General features: G+C 39.3%; 15 protein-coding genes. All 15 read left to right on the top strand.

Features of this window, described 5'->3' with window-relative positions; all coding sequences use genetic code 11:
* The first annotated feature begins 12 nt into the window (after positions 1-12).
* Positions 13-513 (top strand): flagellar protein FlgN, encoded by a 501-nt coding sequence (locus ACWNM1_RS00075; protein WP_449599065.1) that lies wholly within the window; start codon positions 13-15, stop codon positions 511-513.
* A 54-nt stretch (positions 514-567) separates the two neighbouring features.
* Positions 568-2,151, top strand: coding sequence for a flagellar hook-associated protein FlgK (gene flgK / locus ACWNM1_RS00070; protein ID WP_449599064.1), 1,584 nt, complete (start codon positions 568-570; stop codon positions 2,149-2,151).
* 15 nt (positions 2,152-2,166) lie between these two features.
* A complete protein-coding gene (flgL, locus tag ACWNM1_RS00065) occupies positions 2,167-3,084 on the top strand; it encodes a flagellar hook-associated protein FlgL (RefSeq protein WP_449599063.1) in 918 nt (305 codons plus the stop codon).
* Positions 3,085-3,100: 16 nt separating this feature from the next.
* A complete protein-coding gene (locus ACWNM1_RS00060) occupies positions 3,101-3,667 on the top strand; it encodes a DUF6470 family protein (RefSeq protein ID WP_449599062.1) in 567 nt (188 codons plus the stop codon).
* 115 nt (positions 3,668-3,782) lie between these two features.
* Positions 3,783-4,229: a flagellar assembly protein FliW gene (fliW, locus tag ACWNM1_RS00055; protein ID WP_449599060.1), complete on the top strand. Its 447-nt coding sequence runs from the start codon at positions 3,783-3,785 to the stop codon at positions 4,227-4,229.
* A 1-nt stretch (position 4,230) separates the two neighbouring features.
* Positions 4,231-4,473: a carbon storage regulator CsrA gene (gene csrA / locus ACWNM1_RS00050; RefSeq protein WP_449599388.1), complete on the top strand. Its 243-nt coding sequence runs from the start codon at positions 4,231-4,233 to the stop codon at positions 4,471-4,473.
* 242 nt (positions 4,474-4,715) lie between these two features.
* Positions 4,716-5,951: a flagellin N-terminal helical domain-containing protein gene (locus ACWNM1_RS00045; RefSeq protein ID WP_449599059.1), complete on the top strand. Its 1,236-nt coding sequence runs from the start codon at positions 4,716-4,718 to the stop codon at positions 5,949-5,951.
* Positions 5,952-6,067: 116 nt separating this feature from the next.
* The gene (locus ACWNM1_RS00040; protein ID WP_449599057.1) at positions 6,068-6,679 is read left to right on the top strand and encodes a hypothetical protein; all 612 of its coding nucleotides are present in this window, start codon (positions 6,068-6,070) and stop codon (positions 6,677-6,679) included.
* Between the two features lie 24 nt (positions 6,680-6,703).
* A complete protein-coding gene (locus tag ACWNM1_RS00035) occupies positions 6,704-7,876 on the top strand; it encodes a motility associated factor glycosyltransferase family protein (protein ID WP_449599056.1) in 1,173 nt (390 codons plus the stop codon).
* A gap of 130 nt (positions 7,877-8,006) precedes the next feature.
* Entirely contained in the window at positions 8,007-9,011 is a 1,005-nt protein-coding gene (locus tag ACWNM1_RS00030) for an SDR family NAD(P)-dependent oxidoreductase (RefSeq protein WP_449599387.1), read from the top strand.
* Positions 9,012-9,055: 44 nt separating this feature from the next.
* Complete coding sequence (gene pseG, locus ACWNM1_RS00025; RefSeq protein WP_449599054.1) at positions 9,056-10,567, top strand: UDP-2,4-diacetamido-2,4,6-trideoxy-beta-L-altropyranose hydrolase; 1,512 nt, start codon at positions 9,056-9,058, stop codon at positions 10,565-10,567.
* 13 nt (positions 10,568-10,580) lie between these two features.
* Positions 10,581-11,636, top strand: coding sequence for a pseudaminic acid synthase (gene pseI / locus ACWNM1_RS00020; protein WP_449599052.1), 1,056 nt, complete (start codon positions 10,581-10,583; stop codon positions 11,634-11,636).
* 23 nt (positions 11,637-11,659) lie between these two features.
* Complete coding sequence (locus ACWNM1_RS00015) at positions 11,660-12,385, top strand: cytidylyltransferase domain-containing protein (protein ID WP_449599385.1); 726 nt, start codon at positions 11,660-11,662, stop codon at positions 12,383-12,385.
* Between the two features lie 95 nt (positions 12,386-12,480).
* Positions 12,481-13,428 carry a dTDP-glucose 4,6-dehydratase gene (locus ACWNM1_RS00010; protein WP_449599050.1) on the top strand — a complete coding sequence of 316 codons (948 nt, stop codon included), beginning with the start codon at positions 12,481-12,483 and terminating at the stop codon, positions 13,426-13,428.
* A gap of 48 nt (positions 13,429-13,476) precedes the next feature.
* On the top strand, positions 13,477-14,675 hold a 1,199-nt coding region (gene pseC / locus ACWNM1_RS00005; RefSeq protein WP_449599048.1), incomplete at its 3' end, for a UDP-4-amino-4,6-dideoxy-N-acetyl-beta-L-altrosamine transaminase.

The raw sequence follows: 14,675 nt of genomic DNA, 5'->3' as shown, positions 1-14,675 counted from the left end.
GTGAAACCATCCATGGCATTGACGACATTAATAGAACTATTGGAGCGGCTGGACGAAGTGCATAATCAAATGCTGGAGCTGGCCGCTGAGAAAAAACAGACGATTATGGACAACAAGGTGGATGCATTAATCGACATCCTGAACCGTGAGTCCAAGTTAATGAAACTGATTGGACAGCTCGAGGAACAGCGAATCGCGGCGGCATATACCGTTCTGCAAGGCGTAGGTATTCGTTCCAACCTGAACCTGAACCTAACTGAGCTGTCCAGACTTATATTTGACCCTGAAGACAAGGCACGACTGCTGCATATTCAGCAGAGGCTTTCTGGCACTTTGCACCGCTTGAAAGAAGCAAATGACCTTAATCAGAAGCTGATAGAGCAGTCGCTTACTTTTATAGATTATTCTTTGGATCTGCTGGTCGGAAGACCGAATCAGGATATCACATATCATCGTCCGTCCGATAAGGGCAATGGCGTAAATCGGTCGGGGATTTTTGATGCACGAGGCTAGAATTGTACTGATGAAGTGTTCTGCTGGAGCAGAACATAAGGAGGAGTAAGAAGCATGACATCCACATTTCACTCGATAGAGACGGCGAGACGCAGCCTTTTTACTCAGACCGCAGCTCTTAATACGACTGGACACAATATCGCAAATGCGAATACCGAGGGTTATACCCGTCAACGTGTAAATATGAAGGCTGCTTTACCTATTGAAGCGTACGGATTTAATAAATCTACCGTTCCTGGTCAAATGGGTACAGGGGTGGAATTCTCATCTATCGATCGGATTCGGGAAATGTTTCTGGATGATCAGTATCGTGGTGAGAATTCTGCATTTGGTAACTGGAAGCTTCAAGCAGATACCCTCTCTAAACTAGAAGCGATTGTTAACGAACCATCGGATACAGGTATTCGTACAGTTCTAGATAACTTCTGGAAATCATGGTCTGACCTTAGTAAAAACCCTGAGGATCCTACTGCTCGTAAGATTGTAGTACAAACTGCACAATCTTTGACCGATGCTATGAATTATATGAGCAAGCAATTAGATAATCTCGATCGGGATCTAGCTACTAATATTGACGTTAAAGCAAAAGAGGCTCAGGGTTACCTGACTGCTATCGCAGATCTAAATAAATCGATCTATAAGATTGAAGGTATGGGCGATCAGGCGAATGATTTACGCGATCAACGCGATCTGATGGCGGACAAGCTATCCAAGATTGCTAATATTACTGTTGTGGAGACGGAAGCTGGTTATAACGTTTCTTTAGGTGGACAACCACTGGTAGAAGGTGGAGAAGTTACTGCAACCGTAGATAGTGCATTTCTTAATAATGCTTATGCCGCTGGAACGTTGAAGGGCGGCGAGGCTTACGGAATGATTTTCTCCAAAAATACTTATGTGACCGACTACAAGAAACAACTCAACGATATGGCTAGTACGATTGCTACTGGTGACGTTGAAATTACAATACCGGCAGGTTCTAATCTTCCTGAGGGTACGATGTTGACTAATGATGCCAAGATTAAGCAAGCAGATGGCACCGTAATTACATTGGCTGCTGGTCAGGCAATGCCTAAGGGAGCAACGATGTATGAGGACGCTAAAACCATTGTTAAAGGCCTGAACGGACTTCACAAGTTAGGTTATGCGATGGATGGAAGCTCTGGTCGTGATTTCTTTGTAACCTCTGGTGACGCTGGAACGATCAAGTTGAATCCGGAAATTGCTGCAGATGTTAGCTTATTCGCAACTTCACTACGTACAACTGTTGATGCAGCTGGCAACACACAGGTCGTTAAAGGAAATAACACCCTGGCGCTCTTGCTGACAAACCTGAAGGATAGTAAATTCACTACGCCGGACGGTAAAGTTAGCAATACTGTGGGTGGGCTTCTAGGTTCTATGGTTGGCCAATTGGGTATTCAATCGCAGGAGGCAGCGCGTCAAACAGACAACTCAGATTATCTGGTAGAGCAGGTTAACTCCCGTCGTCAATCAGTCAGTGGCGTTTCACTGGATGAAGAAATGTCGAATATGCTCGTATTCCAGCATGCTTATAGTGCCGCTGCGCGTTTTATGACTACTTTTGATGAACTGCTCGACAAATTGATTAATTCCACCGGCACAGTCGGCAGATAAAAGGAGATATAGCATATGTTGAGAGTAACCTCTAACATGATGAATTCACAGCTTCTGCTTAACCTAAACCGTAATGCCCGTACGATGAACGACACACAGTTACAGCTTTCAAGCAGTCGCAAAATCAATAAGCCTTCCGATGATCCGGTAGGAATTACGTATTCCCTGCGTTATCGTGCGGAGCTTTCATCTAACGAGCAATATACCAAGAATGTAGATAGCGCCCTTTCATGGCTTGATTATAATGATACAGTTCTAGGGCAAGTTGGGGATGTCGTTCAAAAGATTCGTGAATTGACCGTACAAGCTGCGACAGGGACTAATCCGCAGTCAGCGCTTGACAGTATCAACGCAGAAGTATTGCAGTTAAAAGACCAACTTGTTGATATTTCTAACAGTACGTTGAATGGTAAGTATATCTTTAATGGCGAGCAATACAACACGAAACCTTATGATTTCGTTAAAGGTGCAGATGGTTCATATGATGTATCTAAGCCGATTACTACGGATGCTGGGCAAATTCAGTTTATCGTAGGTGAAGATGTGCGTTTGCCTATTAGCACGACTGGAAATGAAGTGTTCGGTAACACGGGAGATGCTGACAATCTGTTTGCAATTATTAATAATCTTTCTGCTGGATTAAAGGCTGGCGATCTAAAGGTAGTATCGGGACAACTTGATTTACTTGACACACGTATGGAGAGTATTTTGACTGCACGTTCCGAGATAGGGGCAAAGACTAACCGCGTTGAATTGATGCAGGAGCGGCTTAGTGATCTGAATATTAACCTGACGGATCTGCAGGCAAAGACAGAGGATGCCGATTATGAAGGTTTGATTATGAATTCGAAGATTCAAGAGAATATCTATAATGCTTCCTTGTCTGTGGGTGCAAAGATTATATCCACAACTCTCGTAGACTTTATCAGATAAACGGAGGTGGTGCTCGTTGCTTCAGCCGATATTGCAAATCCGTCAGACGCCTGCAGTGATTGGCATTGATGCTGATCCGGGCACATACACGATAACTCAGCCTAAGGCTGAGATCAATGTAACAACTACTCCGGGGCAATTAACGGTTCAATCGACTCGACCTGAGCTTACCGTAGATCAATCACGAGCGTGGGAAGCCTATAATGGTGGAAAGATGCTCGATATGAACAAGCGTATCTATTCCGGAATTCAACAGTTATATCTTCAGGGCATTGCAAGAAAGGTTGAACAAGGGAATCGAATGGCACAGTTTTTTAGACCTGGTAATACAATTGCGGAAGTGTACGGAATGGATACCGAGCCAAATTCGTTTCCAGAGATTCGAGGTCCGGCATCCTACGATAATGTTGATATTCGCATTGAAACGAGAGCTCCACAAATTGATTTTCGAGCTGCGAAAGTGGATATTCAGGTGGAAAGGCGTAATCCGGAAATTGAATATACTCGTGGAAAGTTAAACATATATATGCAGCAATACGCTTCGATTCAGTTTGTTCCACCAGAATTGAATGTTCAATTGTAGCTTCTTAAGCTATAGATGTGCCAGAAAGCGCCTCTATAGCTTTTGTGCTATACAATGTAATAGGATTTCTTAAGAAGCTAGTTTTGCACAGCAAAACTTTTGAGGAGTGGACAACTTGATTATAGAAACACTATCTTGGGGTAAACTGGAAGTAGATGTAGAGCAGATATATCATTTTCCAAAAGGATTACCCGGTTTCGATGAAGAAACAGACTTTGCATTGATTGCGATGGCGGAGATGCCCTTTTGGTATTTACAGTCAGTGAAAAATAAGGAATTATCTTTTCTGTTGGGTGATCCATTTGTTTTTCATCCAACTTATGAATTTGAATTGCCGGATGATGAGGCCGAAGAGTTAGATATTAAATCTGATGTGTACGTCCGTTGTATCATTACATTGAAAAACAACATTGAGAAGTCTACAATTAATCTTCTTGCCCCCATTGTATTGAATCCTGTAGGACGTTTTGGCAAACAAATCGTATTGCATAAAGCGCCTTATCATACGAAGCATAGCCTTCTGCAAGAGCAGTCGGTTATCGATGGAAAGGATGGTGGATGATATGCTCGTACTTTCCCGCAAAAAAGGGGAATCCATCGTTATCCAAGATCAGATAGAGCTGACGATCTTAGGCGTGGATGGTGACACCGTAAAGGTCGGTATTTCTGCACCGAAGCATGTCGATATTTTTCGTAAAGAGGTATACCTTTCGATTCAAGAGGCCAACCGTGAGTCCGTTGCTCCACAGCAGACTGATCTGAATGCATTGATCCATCGACTTCGTAGTGTAAATAAGAATGATTAATTGACATATCGTATACACAGAATCCAGAACCTGGGACTGCTTAACCGCAGACTCAGGTTTTTTGTTTAATTTAGGAGAATTTCTCCAAGAAATTTCAAAAAAACTTCGAAATGCTCTAAACAGTTGGAGGCATGCCGTCGATATATGTAATAGACGCTGATCCGGCAGGGCGGCCGACCTTAATGGTTCGGCGTTTACCACATGGATGTGGAACTAACTTAATTTCAGGGAGGAAATATCAAATGATTATCAACCACAATATCGCGGCGTTGAACACTCACCGCCAACTGTCTGCTAACACTGCTAACACTAACAAAAATATTGAGAAATTGTCTTCCGGTCTTCGTATCAACCGTGCAGGTGACGATGCCGCTGGTCTGGCAATCTCCGAAAAAATGCGCGGCCAAATCCGCGGTTTGGATCAAGCTTCCCGTAACTCGCAAGACGGTATCTCTTTGATTCAAACGGCTGAAGGCGCACTGAACGAAACTCACAGCATTCTGCAACGTATGCGTGAACTATCCGTCCAATCTTCAAATGACACGAACACTGCTGGTGACCGTAGTGAGCTACAAAAAGAAATGATTCAATTGAACGATGAGATTGATCGTATTCAATCCACAACCCAGTTCAATACCAAGAACTTGCTGGATGGTTCCATGGGTAAAGGGGTTAACAGTGCCACTAAAAACATCAATACTAATGCTTCTTTGAAACTCTCTTCTGGTGCTCTGGCTCTAACTTCATCACTTGATAAACTTCACGATAAAAACGGTAATAACCTTGGTATTGCTGTAGGAGATACAGTTACTGTATCTTATGTTAAAAATGGTACTACTTACTCGAAAACACAAACAGTATCTGCTGGTACTCAAATCACCCATTTGTTATCTGCAGGTGGTGACGCATCATTAGTAATGTCAGGTGCAAATGTGTTAGCTACTGCCAGTGTAGCGGGATTTGTGGGTGCAATTAATGGCCTTACTATCACAGTAAAAGATACTGCAGGCAATGTGCGTACCTCTGCAACTAACGCTCTGTCCTCATTCTCAGAAACAAAAGCAGCCGCTGACAAGAGAACTGACGGAACAGCTAGCTTCCAAATCGGTGCTAACACAGGCCAAACGATGAGTCTGTCAATTGAAGATATGGGAACAGCAGCTTTGGGTACTAAAGGTTTGCAAATTTCCACTCAATCCCAAGCAACTGTGGCAATTAAAGTTATTGATCAAGCGACTCAAAAGGTTTCCAGTGAACGTTCCAAACTGGGTGCTGTACAAAATCGTCTAGAACACACAATCAACAACTTGGGAACTGCTTCTGAGAACCTAACTGCTGCTGAATCCCGTGTTCGTGACGTGGATATGGCGAAAGAAATGATGTCTCAAACGAAAAATAACATCCTTGCACAAGCTGCTCAAGCTATGTTGGCGCAAGCAAATCAACAACCGCAAGGCGTTCTTCAACTGTTGAGATAATATTTTGAAATTATAGTATTTATTGTAATGGTTAATATAGCCCCACATTGTGGGGCTATATTACTATAGATAGAGTTTAAATAGTGAGAGATATCTGAGTAAGGGAGAAAGCAAATATGAATTTACTGGACCGTAATATAGACATTTTATCTCAAAATTCAAACCATTGGATAGGTGAACCACAAGAGGGCGATACAAGTCTTGAAATATTTGCTGACGGCGAAGAAGGTAACGAAAAAATCTTTCTCAATGGTGGGATTTTGACAATAAAGGATGAATTGGATGAGTCTAATTTGCCCAACCCATTTAAAAAAGAACTTATTTTTTTAGTGGGCATCAGTTCAGTAAAAGAAATAACGAATCTTATTCAAACCATGAGCCAAGAGTCGATTCTCGTCATTGTTGAACCCAAGATATCCTTTTTTAATTATGCATTAAATCAAAGAGATTTGAATTTTTTTAAATCTCCCAATGTAATCCTCTTTGCTGATGGGTTGAGTAAGCTCCCTTTTTTTCTTGATAGAATATTCTCGACAAGTGCAATTTTTTATCTTAAAAATATTAAGTTTTACTTTACTTATTATTATAGGCAATATGATTTGGATATGTGTATATCAATAGTGAAGGAAATCAAAAAAACTGCAAAATATAAATCTATGATCTATGGGAACTCAGTCGATGATAGTTTAATAGGTTTTAAGCAAAATATGAAAAATCTAAAACAATGAATGCGCTCTATAGATGATTCTCGCTTGAAAACCAAATTTGAGAATTTCCCGGCTATAGTTGTGGCTGCTGGACAATCACTAAATAACAATATCAAACAATTAAAAAAAATTAATTCTAAAGCAGTTATAATAGCAGTTGATACTATTGCACAAAGACTATGTGATGAGGGGATTATTCCAGATTTCGTGTGTTCAATTGAAAGAGGTGAAGTGGTTTATTCTTACTTTTACGAGAATAAAGGATTTCCCTCTGATATTCCCATTGTAGCTCCATTGCTCCTATATCCTAAGATTTTTGAAGAGCGTGAGGGTGATATTATTATTCCAATGCGTCAAGATGTTGGTGAATATATGTGGCTACAGCAGATTCTTGGACTATCAGACGATAACTCAATAAGCATTGGTATATCATGTGCACACGTTGCCTTTGGATTTGCAGCACATGTTGGTGCTTCACCGATTGTTTTAGTGGGTCAGGATTTAGCTTTTGGGAATTCGGTTAATGAAACACATGCTGGTGGGACTATATATGACAAGACTAAATCTGCTAATGAAGAGGCATATTCAAAAGAGAGTTTATATACGGAAGGTTACTATGGAGCTGATATTGCAACGACAGATTTGTGGAATAGCTTTCGTACGTGGTTTGAAATAGAAATTTCTGAAAAGAGACTGAATGTTATTAATGCAACTGAGGGTGGGGCGAAAATTGAAAACACGATTCAAATGGATCTGGAAAATGTCATAACCGAGTATTGTTCGGAAGGTATACTACCAATAAAAGAATTAATGAAAAAAACAGCTCCATATCCTCTTGAAAAGTCGGAAATTATACGAGTATTGGGAGAACAGCAGAGTAGCCTTGAAGATATGAAGGCTCAATTCGAAGAACAGTTGAAAATAATTAAAAGAATAAGTTTGACAAGTCGTTCTTCTGAAAAAGCTTTGATGAAAGCATTAAGTAAACTAGAAAAGACAGATCAACTTTTTAATCTAATCACAGAAAATAGTCTTTTGAAACATAATTTGCAACCAGTTATGTTAAGTTGTGTTTGGGATTTATTTACTATCGAGCAAATACTATCAGCTACAAACTTAATGACAAATAGGGCAGTGCAACTTGAATTTCTAACTGTCTGTATCTTTGTTTTAGCAGAGATAATAAATATCTTGCAAGAAACTTTAATTACCTTCTAGATAATTATGACTAATAACTGATTTCTTGGGTCGGAGAATGAAGATGGCAAAGTATGAAGGATACAGGTGGTACCCTGTGATAAATCAACACTATTGAACATCTAAGCATAAGGTGGATGACATGGAGAAAATATCTTATTCAGGAAAAAATATTTTAGTAACTGGTGGTACTGGAACAATAGGAAAACAGTTAATTCGAAAATTACTAGGAGAGAACCCTAAAGTTATACGTGTTTTCAGCCGTGATGAACATAAACAGTATGAAATGGGGATGGATTTCAAAGAAAGTGCAGAGCAATTAAGATTTCTAATCGGAGATGTTCGCGATCAACAGCGTCTTGGCAGAGCAATGGAAGATATTGATTATGTGTTTCATTGTGCAGCTATGAAGCACGTTCCTGCATGTGAGTATAATCCTTTTGAAGCTGTTCAAACTAATGTAATAGGAACTCAAAACGTAATTCAAGTAGCAATTGAAAGAAAAGTGAAAAAAGTATTGTTTATAAGTACTGATAAAGCTATTTCGCCTACAAATACTTACGGAGCTACTAAATTAACAGCAGAACGCTTGATTTCGGCAACAGAATATCACAAAGGGGCAACATCTACGATATTTTCCTCTGTGAGATTTGGAAATGTGATGGGATCTAGAGGTTCTGTGATTCCACTGTTTAAAAAGCAAATATTAGAACTCCAAAAAATCACATTGACTGATCCGAATATGTTGAGATATATGATGACTCCTTCTCAAGCTATCGATCTTATTCTCAAAGCCAACGATTTGGCGTTAGGCGGAGAAGTATTTGTTCTTAAGATGCCACTGATTAAAGTGGGGGATCTAGCAGAAGTGGTTATTGAGAATACTAAAGTGAAATATAAAATCACTGACGAAATTAATATTGATGTAATCGGGCTTCGTTCAGGTGAGAAACGGTTCGAAGAATTGATGACTGATGATGAGGCTTTAATTGCTTATGAGACTGAAGATATGTATATTATCCCTCAACATAATAAAAAAAATACGAGATTTGAAAAGATATATAACAAGCCAATTGATAAGCCATATCCAAATGAATTATTAGTTATATCAAAGGAAGAAATCAGAGAGTGGTTTATAAAAGAAAAAATGTTATGAGTTATGTTTATATAAACAGTAATTAAATTAGGGGTAGTTGTTTAATGAAATATTTTATTCGTGCTGATGCGTCAGAACAATTAGGCGTTGGACATGTAATGAGATGTCTTGCACTAAGCAAGGGGCTTATAGATCAAAAGCAAGAGGTGATTTTTATTTGCAGAGATGTTGATCCATTCATTTCTGAATTAATAAAAGGCTTTGGTTGCTTTGTTCTTCAATTTGAAACTGAATTTCCTCTTGGAAGTGTATTAGAATCAACATACATTATCCAACTTATAGGTAAACAATATACGGTTGTTAAAGAAGACTGGTTAATTATAGACCACTATTCTCTAGATTTCAGATTCGAAGTCGCTCTTAGAAATTTGTTTACTAATATAATGGTTATAGATGATCTAGCCGATAGAGTACATGATTGCAATGTTTTATTAGATACAAGCTTAGATGACTCGAAAAAGAACAGGTACAGCAAGTTAATTCCTCACACAGCAATAAAACTCTTGGGACCAGAGTATGCTTTACTTAGACAAGAGTTTGCAGATGTACGTGAAACCTTAGTATTCAACCATAGAGAATCTGTAAAGAATATTTTTGTTTGTTTTGGTGGAACTGATCCTACTAACGAAACACTGAAAATCATTAGGGCGTTAGAACCCTTTTTGAATTCTCTCGCAAAAGTGAAAATTATCTTAGGTAAGACGAATCCCCATGCTGAAAAATTGAAAAGATTATACGAAAAGAACACTAAACTTGAATTTTTGATACAACCAGATTCAATTGCTATAGAGATGTCCTCTTGTGATTTAGCGATTTGTGCAGGTGGGAGTATGACTTGGGAAAGATATTGTTTAGGATTACCTGGAATAGTCATAGCAATAGCAGAAAATCAGGTGGAACTTGCTCAACAGAGTCATTTATTAGCCCTGGACGAATTTGTAGGATTAAGTAGTTTGATTGAAGTCGAAGATGTGACCCGGGTATTTAAACGGATAATAAATTCCAAAGAATGGATCCGAAACTTCAGACAAAAGGCGATGATGGTAGTTGATGGCAAGGGAGTCTCGAGAGTTGTGGATCTCTTAATTATGAAAGAAAATGCTATTGAGTTACGTAATATAGGGCAAGATGATGTTTTATGGATGTGGGAATGCCGTAATGAAATTGTGTCAAGGAACAATTCATTTCATACTGCAGAGATATCTTTTAGTGAGCATATTGAATGGGTGAAACAAAGTGAATTTATGTTAACTAGGAAGTTAATGGTTGCTTGTATTGGTGAACAAAAAATTGCAGTTGTGAGATTCGATAGAGATGGCAATGATGCGATGATCAGCTTAAATGTTGCAAAGGAACATAGAGGCAAGGGTTACGCTTTGAAGATATTAAGAGAACTTGAAGTTAAAGCTTTAGAATGGGATAGGAATATTCATAACTTACATGCTACTATAAAAATGAGAAATATTATTTCGATAAAAACATTTACTAAAGCAGGATATAAACAATTCAGTAATGATGATGAAATCATAATTATGAAAAAAAAAATAACTTTCTGAAGAAGGGTAAAATATGTCAAAATTTAGCATAGAGATAGCTGGAAGAGGGATTGGACGGGAGTGTAAACCATTTATTATTGCTGAAATGTCTGGTAATCATAATCAGTCTCTTGAAAGAGCATTAGCTATTGTGGAGGCTGCGGCTAAAACAGGAGTAGATGCTATTAAGTTACAAACATATACTGCCGATACCATGACACTAAATGTGAATTCTGTAGAATTTATGATTAATGAAGAACAGAGTTTATGGAGAGGAAATTCATTGTACAATTTATACAAACAAGCATATACTCCATGGGAATGGCATACAGAAATATTTAATAAGTGCAGAGAGTTAGGAATCATTGCTTTTAGTTCACCGTTTGACGCGTCAGCAGTTGATTTTTTGGAAACATTAGATGTACCAGCTTATAAAATTGCATCTTTTGAAAATACCGACCTTCCTTTGATTAAGAAAGTTGCTGCTACTGGTAAACCAATAATTATGTCTACAGGTATGGCATCTTCTGCTGAATTGGCCGAGGCTGTACAAACTGCAAGAGATTTTGGATGTAAACAATTGATACTTTTAAAGTGTACAAGCACCTACCCCGCCGAGCCAACCAATTCAAATCTCGCCACCATTCCACATATGAAAGAGCTTTTTAATTGTGAAGTGGGCTTATCAGATCACACCTTAGGAATAGGAGTCTCTATAGCAAGTGTTGCTATGGGGGCTAGTGTGATTGAAAAGCATTTCACTCTATCAAGAGCAGATGGAGGCGTGGACTCTGCTTTTTCTATGGAACCTCATGAAATGAAAGACTTGGTTGATGAAGCTACAAAGGCATGGCAGTCAATAGGGGTGATATCTTATGGTGCTACAGATAGCGAAAAAGATTCTAGGAAACTAAGAAGATCAATTTACGCTTCTAAAGCTATAAAAATAGGTGAGCAATTTAGTGTTGATAATATTAAAATCATCAGACCAGGTTATGGTCTACCCCCTAAATATTTTGATAGGATAATTGGTAGAACTGCTGCGGTAGATATCCCAAAGGGGACACCAATTAATTGGGATATAATTTAGGTGTTTTTAGATTGGGGTGCATGATGAACTTTACTATAATTATTCAGGCTCGTATGGGCTCTACACGTCTCCCAGGCAAAGTATTAATGCCACTTGGTGAAACAAGTATTCTTGGTTATATTGTCAACCGATGCCAGAAGGTCCAAAGAATTTCTCATGTGGTAGTTGCTACTTCAATTCTTGAACAAGATGATGCAATTGAAGACTGGTGTAAATCAAATAATGTAAACTGTTTTCGTGGCTCAGAAGCTGATGTATTAGAACGATATTATGAATGTGCCAAAGAATATAAGGCGGATTATATCTTGCGAGTAACAGCTGATTGTCCTTTCGTCGACTTTGAGTTGGCAAATGTGATGATCGAAGCAATGATTTCTAATCCTTCAGATATTTTGGTGTATGAAGGTGAAATGCCGCGTGGTTTGGCTGTTGAAGTAATTTCATTCAAAGCTCTTGAAAAGATCAAGTGTATGGGGAAAGAGGATCGGCATCGTGAGCATGTCACTTATTATGCATATGAGAATAAGGACTCTTTCGTAAGTGTCTTGTTCGAAGTGCCTGAACAATTAAGACAACCTCAATTAAGAATAACACTAGATACCCCAGAGGATTATCTGGTCTGTCGAGCTATAGCAGAAGAGTTTGCAAATGATACAATGGTAAGTTCCTCAGAGGTGATAAAGTATCTTTTGAGATCTCCCCAAATAGCTAAGATTAATGCTCATATTGAACAGAAACCTGTGATCTAATTTGAAAGCAAAGAGGAGAGTTTAATAGTACAAAACCTCCTTTGATCAGCTCTTTTATAAATTGGAAATTTTTATTGTACAAGGAGGTTTAGAATTTGAATATTCTACTTACTGGTGGTGCTGGCTTTATTGGTCGTTGGGTTGCCAAACAACTCTTACAAGAAGGGCACCATTTGTGGATTTTAGACGATTTATCTAATGGACGTGAAGAGAATCTATCTGAATTTATAGATCATCCTGGTTTTCGGGAGTTCATTAAGGGCTCCATTCTGAATGAATCCCTACTTGATGAGCTGTTCAGCAAGCACAGATTTGAAATATGCTATCATTTGGGAGCTTCAATTAATGTGCAAGATTCCATTGATGATCCACGTACGACCTTTAACAATGATACAGTAGGAACCTTTTACATTATGGAACGATGTCGTGTACATAATACAAAAGTCGTATTTATGAGTACATGTATGGTATACGACCGCTGCATAGATGATACCGGCATTTCTGAATCCCACCCTACAAAACCAGCTTCCCCTTATGCAGGAGCTAAGATAGCTTCCGAGAATATGGTCCTTTCTTATTATTATGCCTATGGTCTTCCCACTGTCGTTATCCGTCCATTCAATACCTATGGCCCGTTTCAAAAAACAGGTGGGGAAGGCGGCGTAGTAGCTATATTTATAAATAACAATTTGCAAGGTCAAAACTTACAAATTTATGGTGAAGGCACGCAGACACGGGATCTTCTTTATGTGGAAGACTGTGCAAGATTTGTTGTGGCGGCTGGGTTCTCCGATACTATAAATGGTGAGATTGTGAACGCTGGGTTAGGGCGAGACATTCCAATTAATGATTTGGCATTACTTATTGCAAAGGATCCTTCAAGAGTTAAGCATGTAGAACATATTCATCCGCAGAGTGAAATTCAAAAGTTACTTTGCAATTCTTCTAAAGCCAAAAGACTGCTTGATTGGGAACCGAAGGTTACATTGGAGGAAGGAATTAACCGTACGACGGAATGGATTCGAGCAGGCGGTCTTCAGTAACCGTTTTTGCATTGTCTCAAGTAGATGAAGATAGGGAGGCAAAATGGCATGTCAGAAGAAAAAAAAACATCGTCCTCTCAGCCTGTGCGTGAAACGATGTTGCCATATGGTCAGCAATGGTTGGATGAAGACGATATTGCAGCAGTGGTTAGAGTTTTGCGCGGAGATTTTATCACGCAGGGTCCGGCCATTGAAGCATTCGAGTCTAAAGTTGCAGCTTATGTCGGCGCCAGATATGCAGTTGCATTTACTAATGGAACTGCTGCGCTCCATGGTGCTTGTTTTGCAGCAGGAATAGGTCCAGGAGATGAGGTTGTCACAACACCCATTACTTTTTTAGCTAGTAGCAACTGTGTGTTATACATGGGGGGCATCCCAGTATTTGCAGATATCGACATGGAAACTTATAATGTCGATCCTTGTCAGGTGGAGAAAAAAATCACGGAAAAGACCAAAGCAATCATTGCAGTGGATTTTTCCGGTCAGCCTACTGAGGTTGACCGTTTAAAAATGATCGCACGAGATCACGATCTGGTACTAATCCAAGATGCTGCACACTCCCTTGGCGCAACTTATTATGGTGATAAAATTGGAACTGGGGCTGATATGACGATGTTCAGCTTTCATCCAGTCAAACATGTGACTACAGGTGAGGGTGGAGTTATAGTCACAGATAATGAAAAATTTCATCGCCTTCTTCAGTTGTTTCGCAGTCATGGAATGACTAAAAATCCGGAGGATATGCTGCAAAATGATGGGCCTTGGTACTATGAAATGCAGACGTTGGGTTATAACTACAGAATGACGGATATGCAGGCTGCATTAGGTGAATCACAGATGAACAAGCTGGATCTGTTTGTAGAACGAAGAAGAGAGATTGCCGATAGTTATAACCGCGAATTGTCAGATATCCCTGGATTAGTGCTGCCCTATCAAAAGGAAAATAGTAACTCAAGCTGGCATCTTTATGTTACACGTTGGCTTCCAGAAGTTTTTCAAGGCACGCGAAAAGATTGGTTCGAGGCATTACGCCATTTAAACATTGGTGTTCATGTCCATTACATCCCCGTTTATCTGCAGCCTTATTATAGCGAATTGGGTTATCCTTCTGGGCTATGCCCTAATGCGGAAAATTACTATAACACAGCAATCACACTACCTTTATACCCTAAAATGACAGATGATGATGTAAAGGATGTAATACAAGCTGTGCGTCAGGTTGCTGTGCAATTTAGTGGTCAGAATGG

This window comes from Paenibacillus sp. Marseille-Q9583, from assembly GCF_976954365.1.
This window is presented reverse-complemented; position numbering and strand designations above follow the sequence as displayed.

Excerpts from the sequence above, each read along its gene's own strand:
- ACWNM1_RS00015 (WP_449599385.1), top strand. The coding sequence starts at position 11,660 with ATGAACTTTACTATAATTATTCAGGCTCGTATGGGCTCTACACGTCTC.
- flgL (WP_449599063.1), top strand. The coding sequence starts at position 2,167 with ATGTTGAGAGTAACCTCTAACATGATGAATTCACAGCTTCTGCTTAAC.
- ACWNM1_RS00075 (WP_449599065.1), top strand. The coding sequence starts at position 13 with ATGGCATTGACGACATTAATAGAACTATTGGAGCGGCTGGACGAAGTG.
- pseI (WP_449599052.1), top strand. The coding sequence starts at position 10,581 with ATGTCAAAATTTAGCATAGAGATAGCTGGAAGAGGGATTGGACGGGAG.
- ACWNM1_RS00040 (WP_449599057.1), top strand. The coding sequence starts at position 6,068 with ATGAATTTACTGGACCGTAATATAGACATTTTATCTCAAAATTCAAAC.
- ACWNM1_RS00045 (WP_449599059.1), top strand. The coding sequence starts at position 4,716 with ATGATTATCAACCACAATATCGCGGCGTTGAACACTCACCGCCAACTG.
- flgK (WP_449599064.1), top strand. The coding sequence starts at position 568 with ATGACATCCACATTTCACTCGATAGAGACGGCGAGACGCAGCCTTTTT.
- pseG (WP_449599054.1), top strand. The coding sequence starts at position 9,056 with ATGAAATATTTTATTCGTGCTGATGCGTCAGAACAATTAGGCGTTGGA.
- csrA (WP_449599388.1), top strand. The coding sequence starts at position 4,231 with ATGCTCGTACTTTCCCGCAAAAAAGGGGAATCCATCGTTATCCAAGAT.